Source organism: Verrucomicrobia bacterium S94, assembly GCA_004299845.1.
GTDB lineage: Bacteria > Verrucomicrobiota > Kiritimatiellia > Kiritimatiellales > Pontiellaceae > Pontiella.
On the sequence record CP036201.1, the window covers coordinates 2,785,514 to 2,802,781 of the forward strand.

Here is a 17,268-nt window from a genome sequence, read left to right on the forward strand (position 1 = left end):
ACATTCTAAAATCTTAAATCTTCATTCTCCAAAGGAGACATAAAATGGCTTTAGATTTTACAAAACACCCGTGCTTTAACCCCGATGTCAAAGGCAAATACGGTCGCGTCCACCTTCCGGTCGCACCGAAATGCAACATCCAGTGCGGCTACTGCAACCGTAAATACGATTGCGTCAACGAATCCCGCCCGGGGGTAACGTCCAACGTCCTCTCCCCCGGCCAGGCGCTCTACTACGTCAACGATCTGGTGGAATCCGGCAAACCGATTTCGGTAGTCGGCATTGCAGGCCCCGGCGATCCCTTTGCCAATCCGGAACAGACCATGGAAACGCTGCGGCTGATCCGTAAACGCCACCCCGACATGCTGCTCTGCGTCTCCACCAACGGCCTGGGCGTCGGCCCCTACATTGCCGAACTGGCCGAACTCAATGTGAGCCACATCACCATCACCATGAATGCCATTGATCCGGAGATCGGTGCTGATGTTTACAGCTGGGTACGTGATCATAAAAAACCGCTGCGCGGCATCGAAGCCGCCAAACTGCTGCTCGAACGCCAGATTCAGGCCATGAAATCCATCAAGGCACACGGTCTGACACTGAAGATCAACACCATCCTGATTCCGGGCGTCAACGATCACCACATCGATGCCGTTGCGGCCTTCGCAAAATCCGAAGGTGCCGATCTGCATAACATTATCCCGATGTGCCCGGTGGAAGGAACCATGTTCGAAAATCTGGATGAACCGACCCCGGCCATGATCCACGAAGCGCGCGATATTGCCGGAAAATATATGCCGCAGATGACGCACTGCCAGCGCTGCCGAGCCGATGCCTGCGGCCTGCTCGCCGAAGGTACCACACAGGATACGCTCAAGAAACTGGAAGCCGCCGCCAACGCGCCGATCAATCCGGACGAAGAACGCCCCTACGTGGCCGTCGCCACCCGCGAGGGCGTACTGGTTAACGAACATCTGGGCGAAGCGGCCGAACTGAGTATCTTCGGCGAAAAAGACGGCACCTTCCAGTGTCTGGAAACCCGTGCCACACCGGATCCCGGCAGCGGTTCCGAACGCTGGATGGATCTGGCAAAGAATTTGAGTGATTGCCGTGCAATCCTCGTCTCAGGGGTGGGACCCAAACCAACGGCCTTTCTCCGTCAGGCCGGACTCAAGGTGATTGTCATGGAGGGACTGATCGATGAAACACTGCGCCGGATTTATACCGGTGAAGAAGTTCGTTCTCCCCTTCGGAAAACCAAGTGCGGAGAAAAATGCACCGGCACGGGAGCCGGTTGCGGGTAGAGGGAAACCTGAAATTTGAAATTGGGAATGCGAAAAAGTTCAAGTTTCCGGTTTCAGGTTTCTATTTCAAAACATAACTAACCAGGGGAAAATTATGCCAATAGCAAAACCGGAAAAACACTTCTTCATCTGTAACTCCTATCGCGTCGCAGGCGAGGCTAAAGGCGCGTGTAACGCCAAGGAAGCCGGCGATCTGCTCGCTTATCTCGAAACCGAAATTCTCGACCGCGGCATGGATGCCCAGGTCTCCGGATGCGGCTGTCTTAAACTCTGCACCGAAGGGCCGGTAATGGTCGTTTATCCGGAAGCCAAATGGTTCGGACAGGTGGATGAAGAAAAACTCGACGCTATTCTCGATGCTATGGAAGACGGCGAGGATACCAGTGAACTCGAACTCGCATAACTGTCACCATCGAGATGAATCCAACGGCGCATACTGCGGAACGCAGGATGGCCGTTGGGTTAAATCCGTGAAAAAATATGTAAAGAGCCTGGACTATGGCGAAGTGACACTTACCGTCCACAACGGTCAGGTGGTCCAGGTTCAGAAAACAGAAAAGATCCGTTTTTAAATGAAAACAGAAACCGTAGAGCTCACTTTAATCGGCACCATCCGTACGCCGCACACACGCGCTGACAATATTCCGGTGCAGCCGGTCGGCAGCGCGGATGAAGGCGTGGCCGAGCTCTATCCGGAATTTGCCGAGGGACTGAAGGATGTCGACGGCTTTTCCCATGTCATGCTGCTCTTCCATCTGCATGAAATGAAGAAGGACTTCAAGCTGATCATTACGCCGTTCATGGACAAAAAAGAGCATGGCGTTTTTGCCACACGCTCGCCCGCGCGGCCGGCGGCCATCGGACTTTCGACCGTAAAGGTTAAAAAGGTGGAGGATAATAAACTCTATTTTGAGGGCGCGGACATGCTCGACGGCTCACCGCTGATCGACATTAAACCCTTTTTCCGCAATGTGGATAACCGCCCCGATGCAGTCAGCGGATGGCTGGAAGGAAAAGAGGAGGACATCGCTTCGAAGCACCGCTCCGACGATCGCTTTATGGAGCGCAAAGCCATTCACGGAATGAACTGATTTTCAGATCAGAAACGCCAACCGGAAAACCGGCGGCAGATAGAAAACAAATACAGGTCTACGCTTCCTGACATACAGGTGTCGCAGCCGGAGACCGAAAAATGAAAGTAAATGTAACGGCCGCACTGCTGGGTGCCGCCATGACGACCCTCGCTTGGGACAGCGCTGAAAATGCTGTCTGGCTGGAAGGAACCCTTAAAGGAAATCTCACAGAAAAGCTGTCTGTTTCACTCAAGGAACAGATCCGCTATAGAGAAAACGATGGCTTTTTCTATTGGCGCTACACCGACGTCGGCGTCGGATGGAAATTCTCCCGAGCCTGGAACCTTGCCGGCAACTATCGTTACATCACCACCCGGAAGCGAACCGGGGACTGGTATGCCAAACCGATGCTGCACGCCAACCTGACCAACACCCTGCCGCTGGACTTTCTCCGCCTGAAAAGCCGGATGCGGCTGGCGCATGTGGATATCCCCGACGGGGATGATCAGGTGCTCCTCTGGCCGCGGATCACCCTCAGCTTTTCCAGGGGATGGAAAGGCCTGAATCCCTACGGAGCCTGGGAGGCGATCTACGACATGGCCGACAACCTCGTTTACTGCAACCGGTTTGAGGGCGGTTTTTTGTATACTCCTCTGGACAACCTATCCCTGAAAGCCTTTCTCATGCACCAGCTCAACCGAACGGACTCCACCTCCGAGTGGACGGAGTCGTATAATATGGGCATCGGCGCGACGCTTAAATTCTGAGGGCATACAGATGAACATATGGTTTATACTCCTATCCTCCCTGCTCACCGTTAACATGACGCATGCCGGCCTCTCCGTTTTCGCTGCGGCAGGCACAGCGCCGGCCATGAAGGAAATCGCAGCGGACTATACCCGCAGAACCGGTACAGCAGTGGTCTTCAACTTCGCCAACTCGGGTATTCTTGCCCGGCAGATTGCCGCCGGAGCAGACTTCGACCTCTTTTTTTCCGCCAATGAAAAGTGGATGAATTACATTGAGAGAAAAGGGTTGATCAATCCCGCCACCCGAACTTCGCTGCTCAGCACGGATATGGTGATTGTCGTTCCGGAAGGCGCGTCAACCGACTTCAACCTGTCAGCACCGGAAATCGGCCGCCTTGCAGTCGGCGACCAGGCCACCCCCATCGGTATCTATACCAAACAGGCCTTCACCAGACTGGGTTGCTGGGATGCCCTGCAGCCGCACCTCTGTGTCGGTGATACGGTGAATAAAGTGCTGAACTATGTCGCCCTCGGCGAAGCCGATGCCGGCGTGGTTTTCCGATCGGTCGCCTTCTACGCCTCCAACCGGGTCGATATCGTTGAAACCGTTCCGCCGGAACTCCACGCACCGATCCGTTTCCCCGTTGCCGCCTCCACAGCAGATGCGCCCGGAAGCCAGGACTTTATCGCCTTTCTTCAGTCCCCCTACGCCACATCAACCTTCAGAAAATACGGATGGACCCCATGCATAATCAAAAAATAACCGAACGGCTCAAAGACGAACTCAAAACCGTTGCCCGGAAAAATAACCGGGAACACACCGCGCTCGAAGTCAAATGCGCCGCCCTCACGCCCGAAGAGGCCATCGGCACGCCCGAAGAAATGGACTACCCGATTCAGAAAGGCCGCGAAACCATGCTCGAAGTCACCTTTATGCAGCACCGCGGCCAGGCCTTTACCCGCGAAATCGTCCGCGACCGAAGTTACACCCTGGCCGAAGTACTCGAGCTGGCGCTGGATTCCGACTGGAAACGCGCGGTTCTCGTGGCCACCGCTAACGCGGTCTTTGCCCATACCGGCCTGATTGAAAATACGGTTCACTGCAGAAACCGGGGACCTGCAGAATGCGCCGGGTATCTGCCCGGCATTACAATGAACGAAAAGGTCGCGCTCTTCGGTCTGCAGCCGCGCTTTCTGGAAAAACTCAACGCGCTCGGCTCCGTCCGTTGTGTGGACATTGATCCCGACCTGATCGGCACGACACCTTCCGGTATTGAAATCGAACCACCGGAAAAAACCGCCGAGCTGATTGCCTGGGCCGATCGTATTCTGGTCACCGGCTCTGCGTTGGTAAATGACAGTTTCGACCGCTTTATCGACACCGGAAAACCGACCCATGTATTCGGCACCACCGGCGCCGCCGTCAGCTATGTCTGCAAACTCCCGCGCTACTGCAATGCCGACCGGGTCCGTGCAGCCTGACGCCGTGGCACACTCCATGCGTCATAACGACTAACGGACTGATTTAAGATCTATTTTGAACAGGAAACCTACAAACATGAAATTAATACCCACGCTTTTGTTTATTCTGTCGCTCACTGCATCAACGCATGCCGGACTCTCCGTTTTTGCGGCGGCCAGCACCACCGACGCCATGAAAGAACTGGCCGCAGCCTATGAAGAAAACGGCGGGGAAACCGTGCGCTTTAACTTTGCCTCTTCCGGCGCACTTGCCCGGCAGATCGAAGCCGGAGCTCCCGCCGATCTCTTTGTCTCCGCCAACGTCAAATGGATGGACTGGCTGGAAGAGAAATCGGCCGTACAGAACGGCACCCGCTTCAACCTCGCGGCTAATTCGCTGGTCTTAACGGCACCGCCCGTCAGTACCGTCAAATTCGACGGCACAGTGCCCGGCAAAGTGGCCGTCGGCGAACTTAAAAGCGTACCGGCGGGCATGTATGCCAAAGAGGCACTGGAACATCTGGGCTGGTACAGGGAATGGAAGCCGCAGCTGGTGCAGGCTTCCAGTGTCCGCACCGCCCTGCTCTATGTCCAGCGCGGTGAAGTCAGCGCCGGCATCGTCTATGCCACCGATGCCAAAGCTGCCGGCCTTCCGGTCGTCGGCATCTTTCCCCCGAATCACACAGTCCGATTATCTATCCCGCCGCAGCGGTTTCGAAAAATCAGTCCGCTGTAACATTCCTCAATTTCCTGAAATCCGATGAAGCCAAAGGCATTCTGAAGAGCCACGGATTTATAGAAGCAGCAGAATGAATCCCTTAAATTCAGTCGGGATACGTTTCACCACAGAGGTCGCAGAAGAACACAGAGCAAGGACCTCCGTGTTCTCTAGCGCAGCAGGTGGTAATATACATGTTTAATTTATCCCCATCCGAATGGAGTGCGGTGGGACTTTCGCTGAAAGTCGCCCTGGGCGTTGCCGCAGTCACCGCCGTTCCGGCCGTGCTCGTGGGCTGGCTGTTTGCTCGGAAGAATTTCCGGGGCAAACTGCTGCTCGAAAGCCTGGTGCATGCGCCGCTGGTCATTCCGCCGGTGGTGACCGGTTACCTGCTGCTGGTAACGTTCGGCCGGAACGGTTTTATCGGAAAATGGCTGGCCGATACATTTGATATCCGACTGGTCTTCACCTGGCAGGGCGCGGTACTGGCCTCGGCCATTGTGGCCTTTCCGCTGGCCGTCCGCTCCGTACGCCTGGCCGTTTCGATGGTCGACCGGCGGCTCGAAGAAGCGGCGCAGACCCTGGGCTATAACCGTGTGCGCGTTTTTATGAAAATAACACTTCCGCTGGCGTGGCCGGGTATTCTCGGCGGCATCCTGCTCGCCTTTTCCCGCAGCCTGGGCGAGTTCGGCGCCACAATCACCTTTGCCGGAAATGTGGAAAGCTCAACCCAGACCCTGCCGCTGGCCATTTATTCCGCCCTGCAGGTTCCCGGCGAAGAAACACTGGCGATGCGGCTGGTGATTGCCTCGCTGATTCTCTGCTTCGCCTCGCTGCTGATTTCCGAACTTTTAACACACAAAGCCAAACGAAAGATGGGTCGTGAATCTCGACGTTAATATCTATTACAGGCAGGGCAGTTTCCTGCTTGATGCCGCATTCAGATGTTTTGAATCTGCCCTGGGTATATTCGGTCATTCGGGCTGCGGAAAAAGCACCCTGTTCCGCGCCATCGCCGGACTGATCCGGCCTGACGGCGGGCATATTGCGCTCGACGGGGAAACGTTTTTCGATGCCGACCGCCACCTCTTTATTCCACCGCATCGCCGCGGCATCGGCCTGGTTTTTCAGGATGCGCGGCTGTTTCCGCACTGGTCGGTAGAGCAGAACCTGCGGGCCGGTGAATGCCTGAAGGAACGGATAAAAAACCGCCCGTTCAACTTTAACGATATTGTGGATCTGCTGAATATCAGACCGCTGATCGAGCGTGAAGTGACCGACCTTTCCGGCGGTGAAAAACAGCGCATCGCCATCGGCCGCACGCTGCTTTCCAACCCGAAACTGCTCCTGATGGATGAACCGGTCACCGGACTGGATGTATCGCTGAAAATGCAGATTCTGCCTTTCCTTGCCCGCATTCACACCACCTTGCAGATTCCGACCATTCTGATCAGCCACGATCTCGGCGAAATCCTGCAGCTGACCGATCAGCTGCTTTTAATGCGCCGGGGTTCCGTCACCGGATTCGGCAAACTTGACCGGCTGGTGCAGCAGCGGGAAACCCTCCAGGAACTGAAAGGAGCCGACCTGACCAATCTGATTTCCGCAACGGTGAAAGAGCACCGGACCAAACAGGGAACCACCCATCTGCTTCTTCCGGATGATCCCCGCTATATCCTCGGTATGGAACTCGATTCCAGGCTCCCGGTAGGAAAGGAAATCAACATCGGCATTGCCGCCAACCAGATTGCTTTGGCGACAGACCGGATCGACGCCATTTCAATGCGTAACCAGCTTCCCGGAACCGTCATGAAAATCGTGCATACCGCCGACCGCTCCATCTGTCATATCGAGACGCCGGCCGGAAACCTCTTTGCCGAAATCACCCCCGGAACGGTGCAGGATATGCAGCTTACCGAAGGTTCACACATCTGGACCCTTTTCAAAAGTATGGCCATTCAGCGGCTTTGACCCTTCCGTTCCCCTTTCTCGGTCAATGCGTCATCCGCAGAACCGGTTAATCCGCCAGCACCCGGTTACCGCCGACCAGCGAATAAACCTTGTTGTATCCTGCGGATCGAAAGGCATTGGCGGTATAGTTGGTGCGGACCCCGGCGGCGCAGACAAGCAGAACCGCCTGCTCCTTATCGATAACCGATGGATTGCCCAGCAGATCATTCATCGGAATATGCCGATGTCGGCACGGCAGCGGATCCTTCGCCACCTCCTCCGGCTCGCGGATATCAATCACTTCAAAATCAGCTAAATCAATTTCATCAATGGTGAGTTCAATCGGTTCAGACATAGGGCCTCCGTATCATGTGCAGAATATTTGGAATTGCGCAGCCGTTTCGGTTTTTGCATCGGATGCCCGGGAAGATGGACCATCAGCGGTTCATTGTCCAGCCATCCGTTTATTTACAGCAACCGGCGGATCGCCTTCAATTTTTCCAGACATTGAAAATCAATCTGCTATATCTTTCCGGAGTCTGGAGAACAACAGCGTAAAAACCTTCCGCCCTGTCATAGATTTACGGAGTACTGCATGAAAAACCGAAGAACAGCAACACTGGCCCTTGCCGGTCTGCCGCTGCTGGCCAAGGCCGCAGAAACCAATACCGTTGAAAATATCGAACGCAAAAAAAAGGCGCCGGAAAATTTCCTGAGCGAGGAGACCGCACGCATTGTGAGTTATACGATTTATGCGGAAGCGCGGGGCGAAGATTATGAAGGCAAACGCGCCGTGGCCTCGGTCATTGCCACACGGGCCCTGCTGCTGCGGCGCACCATGGCCGAAATCTGCCTGCACGAAAAACAGTTTTCCTGCTGGAACAACATTTACGAAGTGCCCGAATCCTATGTTGCCGGAAACTACAGCAACCTGAACGACATTGTTGCGCGGGCCGATTCCTACGCACTGGCATGGGAACTCCTTTCCTATAACCGCAAGTGGGACCGGTTCACCCATTTTTACAATCCTTCGAAAGCCAGCCCCTCCTGGGCATCGAAACTCAAAGGGGTTAAAATGATCGGCAACCATGTTTTCGGTTTCATGGAGCCGAAATTTATGCCCCGATAACTGCAGGAGAAAACATGAACCCGCTGAAATTCGCCACGTTCTGCATTATACTGGTTCTGTACGGCCCTGTTGTGCAGGCGGAAAGCCGGACACTGAAACTGAATGATTGTGATATTGCGGAAGAACCTTTGCCGGAAACTCCGACCCTGCAAATTATTTGGAAACTTGCCGGAAAACCGGAAGCCTATTCTGTATTTCCAGAACATATGGTGCAGACTACCGGCTCTCCATTTGTGGATGCTGCCGGTCATGCCTTTGCAACCCATCGCCCACTGCGCATTTCACCCGACCATATCTGGTTGATTATTGCCCAGGGATTCGCTGCTCATATAAACACCCATGCCGATGAGCTGCGCGATCATTTTGTATCTCATTCCGGGAAAAAAGTGCTTCAGGTGAAGCGGGATGATTTTAAAAAAGGCAGAATGCAGAATCCATGGGAAGAGGTTTTTCCGGAATTCTCCAATCAGATCGGCGAACACATCGGAGAAGACACCCGGCAACTGATCACGGCATCGTTCAGCACGACAACGCCAGCCGAACAAGCCGCCTTCGAAATCACCCTGATGAATGCCATGCAGCATTACTTTTCTTATAGTATTTCCACCTATTGCGGAATCCCGGAAATCATCCTGGAAGGTACAACCGAAGACTGGAAATCCCTACGGGAAAGAGCCGGGAAACTCGCCCAGTATGATCTGGAATGGTGGACGGCAGAACTCGATCCGATTCTCGCAGCCTTTGTCGATGCTTCAGAAGGCCGCCTTGATCTTGAATTCTGGAATTCCTTCTATAAAAGACATCAGACCAGCGGAAGCTCGTATATTAACGGATGGATTGTGAAGCTATTCCCCTATCTGCGCAGGAAGAATGGAACACTATACCGCAATCCGGTTTTCGATGAAGATGCCGCGTTGGAACCCATGATAGATGCCGACGACTTTCCTCTCGGTCTGTCCATGGTTCCCTTTGTCTGGAAACACCATAACCGACAATACAACATGGAATTTATGGCCGGCTTCATCGGCATTGCCCAGGATCCGGAAACCCAAACCCTGCGACCGGAAATCGGATGGATTATCCGGGATAAACCGACCCAACCGTTCTGGAAAAAGTGGTTGGGAATCTGAACGGATTATCTCGAGGAAAAATTAATCCCGAAGCTGAGCGGCGCACTGGAAACCTCCATGCCGTCAGCATAGATCCCGACGGCCCGGACCCGGTTCGGCCCCTCTCCCAACACCCGCTCATCCAGTACAAGCTCGATATCGTCCGCATAGATCTTTTCATCGAGAATCACCTCGCCGGAAACCAGTCGGATTTTTTCGGGTTTATCCGTGCCGCCGGGCTGTATCCGGATGCCATGCTCATGCTTTGCCAGCCGGCTGATTTCCGGCCGAATACGGATGGAACGTCCGGTCCTGTTCACCATGATCGGCTTGTCGACCGTCATATTGTATTCCACCATATGTCTGATGTTGGCGGTGACCCGAAGCTCGTGATAACCGTCGCTCAGGTTCAGCATACGCAGGTAGTATGAATTTCGGTCCGACTGCGCCTGAACGATTTTTCCATCCAGAAAAAAGGTATATTCAAACTGCGCCCCCTGAATCTTTGATTCCACCGCAGCGACATAGGTAAAGTCATTTTTCACCTCATCCGTTCCCAGAATGCGGAGACCGAATGCCGGAGCATAGGGTTTGGCCAGCGGATCACCCACCAGCAGTATCTGCAGCGGGCAGGCGATGGACTGATAGAAACTTTCAAGCATCGTGCAGCCGGCGGCATAATGTACATAAAAACGCGCCGACGGGAATTTGTTGGGATTTGAATAAGGCTCCACCACCGCACCGGCCGAAGCGGTGGCCCCGGCGGCGATCCAGTCGGTACACTTCGACTGCCGTTTCTGAAATTCCGCGCTCCAGCTTGTCAGGTGTTCTGCCATGGCCCCGTTGGCAAAGGACCCCACAGAAGAAGCATCCACCGTCTCAGCTCCCATGAGGATGCCCATTACATTTTTCTGCCCGGCCGGGAAATTGGTGGTTACCGCGGCCTTCATCCCGCGCTGCTGCAGCTCGTTCACCGCCGGATAAAACTGCCAGTCCCGGCATTTCGAACGGACATCATCGCTCTGCACGAAATAGATCCCCGAACGCACACCGCGATGGTCCGACGCCGCGCCGCGGGCCAGTGCATTCAGCACCTCCTGCACCGTATTACCGTTTTCGCCGGTATAGCCCAGCATCATACTCGGCAGCGGCATCCGGTCGCCCAGCCCGCGCTGCAGCCACGCCGCTTCGGGCGGAACCTGAGCTTCAGGACCCAGCCCTTTTTTCTGCATTCCCAACGACATGGCGTTGAGGTTCAGTTTGATGCGCTCATTGGGACCGGCAAAAAGCTTCGAAAGGAACTTCCCCTCCTCGACCAGACTCAGACCCGGAATTTTATTGCGCATAAAAGTCAGTCCGCCGACCGACATCTGTTTGCGGTCAGAAGCATCGGTTTCAATCCGGATCGGAAAATCGCAGGAGTAGATCCAGGCCAGAATCCGGCTTTCAAGTCCGCGCTCTTTAATGACCGCATTCGCCGGGTCCCAGATCAGCCACTTAAACTGCTCCGGAGTAATCGTGGCCTTTCCGCCATACAGATTTTCCGGAAGATCAAGGTAGATCACATTCCGCCGTGGAATCGGGCGCTGGCTGAGATAGGTGTTGGCCACTTTCAGAGAAGCCTGCGATTTCCGGTTCACCAGCAGTACGCATTCATGCGGCATCTGCGCCTGTACTGCGGGCAGAAACAGAAGACCTGCGCTTATACACAGAATCAGCCGGATTTTTTTCATACCTGTTCCAAACATAGACACTCCCGTTTAATCCAACACCAGAAAAAGTATGAAGGGCCTGCCGGACAATTGCAACCCGGGAGCGTCACTCGCCGAAAACCTCTCCTTCAAATACCTCAAATCTGCAATCCGTTTTCCAGGCATTCGAAGGCAGTCCGGCCTTTACGGAAAGATGACTCAGTGTGGTCACCAGATCCCACCCCTGCTCCGGGGCAACCTGCGGCAGAAATACCGCAGCATGCAACCCGCGGTTCAAAACAATCCCGTGGCGGCCGATCTCGATATCCTCCCAGGAATCCACCGGTTCCGGCGGGGTAAGCACCGTAATTTCAAGATCAATCTCCGCCAGCTCATCTTCCCGGATTTTCGGGAACCGCGGATCATGAAATGCGGCATTCACGGCCTGCTCCTTCACCGCATCAACCAGTGGCCGGCGCGGAAAAATTTCGCCGATGCACCCGCGCAGCTGCCCCTGTTTATGCAGCGTGACGAAAACACCGCGCTTTTCCTGCATGGCCGGAGTCGGGTTCATTTCAAATGGCGGAATATCCGGCCTCAGCTGTCTCGAAATGGTATGTCGCGCAAAAGCCAGCAATGTGATCTTATCCCTTGCAGAAAGCCCTGAATCCGCCTGTGCCGCATCGGTCTTCCACTGTCCGGAAACAGCAGCGGACAGATAACTCACACAATGCGACCAGTCGCCGGTCAGATTCCCCGATGTGTCATACGTCAACAGACGGATTACCGCATGGTCCGGAAGCATGGCCAGCAGCACGGCGATCGGACTGCTGCCGCAGATGGTGGCCCCGGTTTCCCGAATATACTGCTGAAAGCCCTGCAGATCGTGCGCCTGCATTTTTGCAAATGCGCCCAGATCCAGCTCCCGCAGATTTTTCTCGATGTCATCCGTAAAAGGCACATAGCCGAAATCCCGGCCGTAGTGAGTAAAATCGGAGCTGATCACCAGCAGCGTCTCGTCATTCATCAAGGGCCGCAATTCCGCGGCAATTCGCTTTGCAGCGGTATCGGAAAGCTGACCGCAGACCACCGGAATCAATGAAAAACCGTCCAGTACCCGCTGCAGCAGCGGCAGTTCAATCTGTACACTGTGCTCATTTTGGTGCGCATAAGGATGCGCCGTGAAGGCTTCATTTTTCCAGAGTCCGGAAATCGCCTCCCGATCCAGCGGAATCAGCCCCAGCGGCGTTTTTATATGGGCCGCATCCGGAATACTGACCGTATCCTGCAGGGCAACCCGATGCGACGGCCCCAGAATAATCACGCGCTTAAACCGGCGGCCTCTGAGCAGTTTCACGCCCTGTGCGGCCACCTTCCCGGAATAGCGGTAGCCGGCATGCGGAAGCAGCAGCGCCATCAGATGTTCCACCGGTTCAGGATTCACGGCATCAAGACAGCGGTCAATCTCCCGGGCAAGCAGCTCCGGATCATCCGCATACCACCGACCCGCCAGACCGGATTCAAGGACTGTTGTTTTCATACCCGACCTCCTTCACCATAACGTTCACGCTACACCCGTCCGAAAAACGGGGCAACGTTCCAATCCGAAGAACTTTACATTGAATCCGACGACACATCAATCTATCGTAAACTGCATGCTTGAAAACCCGCTCATCCGATACGCGCTCTATGGCGGAGGAGTCTACCTGTGTCTGAATCTCTTTGCCGCCGTCATCTCAGACCGGATCCTGTTTCAGCCACAGCCGCCCGGCTATAAACAGTTGCCAAACGAAGTCCGGATTCCCACCACCGATGGAGAAAGCATCAACGCCGTCTGGCTGCATAATCGCGACGCAGAATACACGCTCTTTTTCAGCCATGGCAACGGAGAGGACCTCAGCGTAGTTCTGCCGTTCCTTATGGAATACTACGCCGACCATTTTTCCATCCTGGCCTACGACTACCGCGGTTACGGCAGCAGCGACGGAACCCCCTCCTACCGCAAGGCCAAAGACGATGCAGAAGCGGCCTATCAGTGGCTTGTCAATAAGCAGGCGGTGAAGCCCGCAGATATTATCGCTATCGGCCGTTCACTCGGCGGAGCCCTGGCGGTTCAGACTGCGGCGCGGCATCCGGTCGGCGGCCTGATCTGTGAATGCTCCTTTGCATCGGCCTTCCGTGTAAAAACCCGGGTCCGGATTCTGCCGTGGGATAAATTCAACAATGAAAAAGCGATTGCAACGGTGCAGTGCCCCGTTCTCATCATTCACGGACGAGATGACCGTATCGTTCCCTTCAGCCACGGACAGAAACTCTACAACGCCGCCCCCGAACCTAAACGCCATTTCTGGATCGACGACGCCCGGCACATGAACTACGCCTACGTCGCCGGAGATGAATACCTGAAAACGATCCTCTCGTTTGTCGCAGAATTATAAATTGAAGCATCGGCGGCGCTTCCGCATCCCCCAACCTGTCAACCGGTAACGATACCGAAATAGCGAACAACCAGTTCGGCGGAACCGGTGTTGATAATTTCATGGGCATCGCCGGGCTCAACCACGACCGTAATACCCGGTGAAAAAACGTATGCAACATCATTCACCCGTATTTCGCCGCAGCCGGATTCGCAGGTAAAAATTTCGGCCATATCGCGGTGGATATGACGTTCCGCTTTTTCACCGGGCGGAAAAACGGCCCGGGAATAATTGGTGAGGCGCGGAACCACGCCGTCTGCCACAATGACCTGCTTCCGTATCTTCGCATTATGCGATACCGGCGTTTCCGGAATTTCACTATGCCTGATTCGTTTCATACCCCCAGCAGAACATAGTTTCCAACCGCAGAAAAGAGAGAAGCTCAATGATGCAGCAGTTCCTCGCCCCGGATACCCGCGTCCGGATCGAAGACCATGGTTTTACGATAAACGGTCGTCTCTTCGCCAGGCACTGCCACAAAATCAAAGGGAATGGTTTTCCCGATTTCGCCGGATTCCGAAAAATGTGATGCCAGATAAATCCCCGTAACCTGATACCGGTTAATGGCGAGCGGCTCGATCTTCACGGTAAAGTTTTCACCGGGCATCCCCGAAACTGCCACCATTTCGTCGCCCATAAGACATTCGGTTTCTGAAGAATAGCCGACCACCGTTGCACTGCGTTTCACCCGGGCCCATACCGAGGGCTCTACCACAATGGAAAAGTGGTGGTTTCTGCCATGCGATTCCGGCACACCTTTTTCACGGACCTTTACATAGTGATCCATCCAGAAGGCGATCTGTTCATCTTCCACCGGTTCGATTTTAACAATCAGCTCATCTGTAACCATACACGGTTTCAGCACCGTCGGTTTCAGATGGCTGCATCCCGCCAAAAGAAAAAGCAGTCCCGCCTTCAGTATCGCGTTCATCATTCGCCCCGGCTTTTAGTACCTGTTGGTGACTAACACCAAACGTTAAAACTATCCGGTATAAATTTGATCCCTCGCAGAGGCACTGAGGACGCAGAGAAATTCAGTCATAAACGGCTCCGCGCTCTCTGCGCCTCTGCGCGGAATAACGCTGTCGTTAAGACCGGAATGTTTTAGTAAATGGTATAAGTGAACAGGAAGGCTTCGTTAATCAAGCGGAGTGTCGGTATTGGATGAATTCACCTTTGCCGTAACAGCTGTCGGCACACTGCAGTCATACACTTCATAAACACGTCCCATATCGCACACCAGGTCAAACGGCATGCTGAAAACCCCGCCGGAATCCGGCACCTGGACATACACCCCTACGACACGGGCGGTGTTCTGCAACTCCGGAATCACCTTCGCCACAAGATGTGTTCCCGGCTCAAGCGCCACCTTCACCGGGGTGCCATCCAGCAGAAATGTCTCCTGCATCACACCGTCCTTCTCTTCGGTACCGTCGGACGCACGGAATTTTCCGGGATACCCCTCCACACCGGCCGATCCGATGATCGCCCACTGATCCTTCTGCTTCGGATCCGTCCCCTCCAGCGCGGCGCGTTCCACCCGAACCTCGTAGGTCCCGATAAGCTGATTCACCCGCAGCAGCAGCTTTTCGTTCCGCATCGCAGTTTTCATGGCGTTCTGTGCACGACCGGTTTCCGTGGTCTGGCAGCCGGCAAGGCATACCCCCACCGCCAGCAAGGTCAATATTCTGTTCATGATCTGAAAAAATCCTTTTCTTAATTAAATCCATATAAATGGTAATAAATTACCACGAATCGGAAAGATAGCTTAAATCATGCCAGTTCTTCTAATCAATGGACCAACTGAAGCAGAATATTTTCCAGCCATTGAAGCTTCATTTTCTGCATCATGGGACTTGGATGCGCATTCAGCAGCGGATGTACTGCCGAAGGTACGGCTACCGTTGGAAATGCCGCGATCCGCTCCATACACGGTTCCGCCAGCGGCAGCAGACCGGGATCCTGCCCCCAGCCCAGCAGTATCGGCGTATTCGTTTTCCGTTGCAGCGAAAATGTACATTCATCCCTCCGTTCGGCGCAGAAAAGACTGTGCACATGCCCCCCCGCCACGCTGCGAAGCGCCTCGACTTTTTCCAGAAATTTTCCGGATTTAGGATCCCGCAGATCGGAAAGATTCAGTACCCGGATATGGCTCCAGCCTTTCGAAACCGCCACACGCATGACCTGATACTGCGTATTGTCCGGCTGCGTCAGCACCAGCTCCTTACGCCGTTTTTTTCCGGACTCCGGGTATTCAATCACCCGGTCCGCATACCCCGCTTTTTTCGGTCGGGACGACCCCGGATTCATCATAATCACCACCACATCCGGAATCATTTCCGAAATGGCCGACGGCTCATCCTGCGGGACCGTCCCATCCACGATTTCAAGCACACTACGGCACTTCACCTTTTCACCGTTTTTCAGTCCCAGTTCATAAAAATGGCCGAAACACGTAAAGCGCTTCTTCAATTCAGCCGCATACAGAAATTCCATGAATCCGTCCTTTTGTTTCTTCGCATGCAATACAGCAGAACACATTGCGTCATAATTAAGAGCCTATTTTAATCTTTTTGAGCGAAGAGGAACAAACTATCTTTATCACGATAGAAACAGATGGGGTTAATATGCACATTGTAATTGATATACTGGCAGTTATTGTCCTGCTCTTTTTTCTGCTGGCGGGATGGCACAAAGGCTTTCTGCTTTCCATTCTCAGTGTGGTCCGGGTTGTACTGGCCTACGGTGCCGCCTTTTTCGCCGGCCGCTATATCGGAGCCTGGCTCGGCGAAGTGGCTCACAGACCCCGCATTGTCACCATTCCGGTCGTCGCCGGACTGACCTTCGTCGTTATCACCTTCATCTTCCACGTGGTCATGACGAACCTCCGCGATACCCTCAGAGAAAAAGAGGAGAAAGAAGATTACAGCCTTCCATGGTACAACGCACTCAGCGGCGCAGCCATCAACCTCTTCATCGGCCTCTTTTCCATGATTTTCCTCTTCTGGCTGGGCGACATCTTCAGTGTCGGCACCACCGGAAAACCGATTCCGGGATCCGCACATTCAAAATTCGCCTCCCTCGCCCGGCGCGGAACCTATGAAGCAGTCTATATGATCGGTGCCCGCAAAGGCCGCGAATCACAGGCCGCCGCAACCGCCCGCGTCATCAGCAACCCCGCTCAGGGCATGCAACACCTCGAAAACGTAATGGCCGCCGACACCATCCAGGCCCTTGTGAAAGACCGCCAGTTTGCTGAAGACCTGCTCAGCGGCGATGCCGGACGCATTGAAAGCAATGCCTCGCTGCAGGCACTGTTCAGGGATGAAAAAACGCTCGAAGAACTGAAAGCCCTCGGTTTTTTCAGCGGACGCGAAAAAAAATCTGAAATCTGCCAAAGCCTCTCCCGTTTCGGCCGCAACGAAAAGATCCAGACCAGCCTTCAGAGCCTGAAAGAGCGCGACCTGCTCAGCACCGACAAAATCACCCTGCTCATTCGCGACCCCGAATTTGATATCATTATCGGAGAACTACTCAAATAGAAGCAAGGTTGACCTGTTACCCCCTGCAGTATAGGATTTTTCAGAGTTTAAATGTTTTTAACCCA

22 protein-coding genes are annotated in these 17,268 nt (G+C 54.2%); 15 read left to right on the top strand and 7 right to left on the bottom strand.

Translation table 11 applies throughout. From position 1 onward, the window contains the following. Nucleotides 1–44: 44 nt before the first annotated feature. The 11 genes from EGM51_12160 to modC all read left to right on the top strand — a co-directional run bounded on the left by EGM51_12160 (nucleotide 45) and on the right by modC (nucleotide 7,276). Nucleotides 45–1,304: a radical SAM protein gene (locus EGM51_12160; GenBank protein ID QBG48112.1), complete on the top strand. Its 1,260-nt coding sequence runs from the start codon at nucleotides 45–47 to the stop codon at nucleotides 1,302–1,304. 100 nt (nucleotides 1,305–1,404) lie between these two features. After that, entirely contained in the window at nucleotides 1,405–1,707 is a 303-nt protein-coding gene (locus EGM51_12165) for a (2Fe-2S) ferredoxin domain-containing protein (GenBank protein ID QBG49307.1), read from the top strand. Next, nucleotides 1,634–1,876, top strand: coding sequence for a DUF2292 domain-containing protein (locus EGM51_12170; GenBank protein QBG48113.1), 243 nt, complete (start codon nucleotides 1,634–1,636; stop codon nucleotides 1,874–1,876). Before EGM51_12165 ends, EGM51_12170 begins: the two co-directional genes overlap by 74 nt. Then, nucleotides 1,877–2,395: a tRNA (N6-threonylcarbamoyladenosine(37)-N6)-methyltransferase TrmO gene (gene tsaA, locus EGM51_12175; GenBank protein QBG48114.1), complete on the top strand. Its 519-nt coding sequence runs from the start codon at nucleotides 1,877–1,879 to the stop codon at nucleotides 2,393–2,395. A 101-nt stretch (nucleotides 2,396–2,496) separates the two neighbouring features. Further along, complete coding sequence (locus tag EGM51_12180) at nucleotides 2,497–3,144, top strand: DUF2490 domain-containing protein (protein QBG48115.1); 648 nt, start codon at nucleotides 2,497–2,499, stop codon at nucleotides 3,142–3,144. A gap of 10 nt (nucleotides 3,145–3,154) precedes the next feature. Further along, entirely contained in the window at nucleotides 3,155–3,889 is a 735-nt protein-coding gene (modA, locus tag EGM51_12185; GenBank protein ID QBG48116.1) for a molybdate ABC transporter substrate-binding protein, read from the top strand. Continuing rightward, complete coding sequence (locus tag EGM51_12190) at nucleotides 3,862–4,608, top strand: hypothetical protein (GenBank protein QBG48117.1); 747 nt, start codon at nucleotides 3,862–3,864, stop codon at nucleotides 4,606–4,608. The genes modA (EGM51_12185) and EGM51_12190 overlap by 28 nt, the downstream gene beginning before the upstream one ends. 76 nt (nucleotides 4,609–4,684) lie before the next feature. Next, nucleotides 4,685–5,323 carry a molybdate ABC transporter substrate-binding protein gene (gene modA, locus EGM51_12195; protein ID QBG48118.1) on the top strand — a complete coding sequence of 213 codons (639 nt, stop codon included), beginning with the start codon at nucleotides 4,685–4,687 and terminating at the stop codon, nucleotides 5,321–5,323. Then, nucleotides 5,278–5,400 (top strand): hypothetical protein, encoded by a 123-nt coding sequence (locus tag EGM51_12200; GenBank protein QBG49308.1) that lies wholly within the window; start codon nucleotides 5,278–5,280, stop codon nucleotides 5,398–5,400. Before modA (EGM51_12195) ends, EGM51_12200 begins: the two co-directional genes overlap by 46 nt. A 99-nt stretch (nucleotides 5,401–5,499) precedes the next feature. Further along, entirely contained in the window at nucleotides 5,500–6,204 is a 705-nt protein-coding gene (locus EGM51_12205; GenBank protein QBG48119.1) for a molybdate ABC transporter permease subunit, read from the top strand. After that, entirely contained in the window at nucleotides 6,188–7,276 is a 1,089-nt protein-coding gene (modC, locus tag EGM51_12210; GenBank protein QBG48120.1) for a molybdenum ABC transporter ATP-binding protein, read from the top strand. Before EGM51_12205 ends, modC begins: the two co-directional genes overlap by 17 nt. 46 nt (nucleotides 7,277–7,322) lie before the next feature. Here the strand turns inward: modC and EGM51_12215 are convergent, their stop codons facing one another. After that, complete coding sequence (locus tag EGM51_12215) at nucleotides 7,323–7,610, bottom strand: rhodanese-like domain-containing protein (protein QBG48121.1); 288 nt, start codon at nucleotides 7,608–7,610, stop codon at nucleotides 7,323–7,325. Nucleotides 7,611–7,850: 240 nt separating this feature from the next. Between EGM51_12215 and EGM51_12220 the strand changes: the two genes are divergently transcribed. Together EGM51_12220 and EGM51_12225 are read left to right on the top strand one after the other, a co-directional pair. Then, complete coding sequence (locus EGM51_12220; protein ID QBG48122.1) at nucleotides 7,851–8,384, top strand: cell wall hydrolase; 534 nt, start codon at nucleotides 7,851–7,853, stop codon at nucleotides 8,382–8,384. A gap of 14 nt (nucleotides 8,385–8,398) precedes the next feature. Further along, entirely contained in the window at nucleotides 8,399–9,514 is a 1,116-nt protein-coding gene (locus EGM51_12225) for a DUF4419 domain-containing protein (protein ID QBG48123.1), read from the top strand. A 5-nt stretch (nucleotides 9,515–9,519) separates the two neighbouring features. Here EGM51_12225 and EGM51_12230 read toward each other — a convergent pair whose 3' ends face one another. Together EGM51_12230 and amrB are read right to left on the bottom strand one after the other, a co-directional pair. Beyond that, complete coding sequence (locus EGM51_12230; protein ID QBG48124.1) at nucleotides 9,520–11,226, bottom strand: hypothetical protein; 1,707 nt, start codon at nucleotides 11,224–11,226, stop codon at nucleotides 9,520–9,522. Nucleotides 11,227–11,311: 85 nt separating this feature from the next. Continuing rightward, the gene (gene amrB / locus EGM51_12235; protein ID QBG48125.1) at nucleotides 11,312–12,724 is read right to left on the bottom strand and encodes an AmmeMemoRadiSam system protein B; all 1,413 of its coding nucleotides are present in this window, start codon (nucleotides 12,722–12,724) and stop codon (nucleotides 11,312–11,314) included. A gap of 79 nt (nucleotides 12,725–12,803) precedes the next feature. On the opposite strand from amrB, the gene EGM51_12240 reads away from it, so the two are divergent. Beyond that, nucleotides 12,804–13,622: an alpha/beta hydrolase gene (locus tag EGM51_12240; protein ID QBG48126.1), complete on the top strand. Its 819-nt coding sequence runs from the start codon at nucleotides 12,804–12,806 to the stop codon at nucleotides 13,620–13,622. Nucleotides 13,623–13,660: 38 nt separating this feature from the next. Here the strand turns inward: EGM51_12240 and EGM51_12245 are convergent, their stop codons facing one another. The 4 genes from EGM51_12245 to EGM51_12260 all read right to left on the bottom strand — a co-directional run bounded on the left by EGM51_12245 (nucleotide 13,661) and on the right by EGM51_12260 (nucleotide 16,157). After that, entirely contained in the window at nucleotides 13,661–13,999 is a 339-nt protein-coding gene (locus EGM51_12245; GenBank protein QBG48127.1) for a cupin domain-containing protein, read from the bottom strand. Between the two features lie 44 nt (nucleotides 14,000–14,043). Next, nucleotides 14,044–14,595, bottom strand: coding sequence for a hypothetical protein (locus EGM51_12250; GenBank protein ID QBG48128.1), 552 nt, complete (start codon nucleotides 14,593–14,595; stop codon nucleotides 14,044–14,046). 204 nt (nucleotides 14,596–14,799) lie between these two features. Then, nucleotides 14,800–15,357 (bottom strand): hypothetical protein, encoded by a 558-nt coding sequence (locus EGM51_12255; protein QBG48129.1) that lies wholly within the window; start codon nucleotides 15,355–15,357, stop codon nucleotides 14,800–14,802. A 95-nt stretch (nucleotides 15,358–15,452) separates the two neighbouring features. Continuing rightward, complete coding sequence (locus EGM51_12260) at nucleotides 15,453–16,157, bottom strand: DUF1643 domain-containing protein (GenBank protein QBG48130.1); 705 nt, start codon at nucleotides 16,155–16,157, stop codon at nucleotides 15,453–15,455. A gap of 131 nt (nucleotides 16,158–16,288) precedes the next feature. Between EGM51_12260 and EGM51_12265 the strand changes: the two genes are divergently transcribed. Continuing rightward, nucleotides 16,289–17,203 (top strand): CvpA family protein, encoded by a 915-nt coding sequence (locus EGM51_12265; protein ID QBG48131.1) that lies wholly within the window; start codon nucleotides 16,289–16,291, stop codon nucleotides 17,201–17,203. Nucleotides 17,204–17,268: the final 65 nt, after the last annotated feature.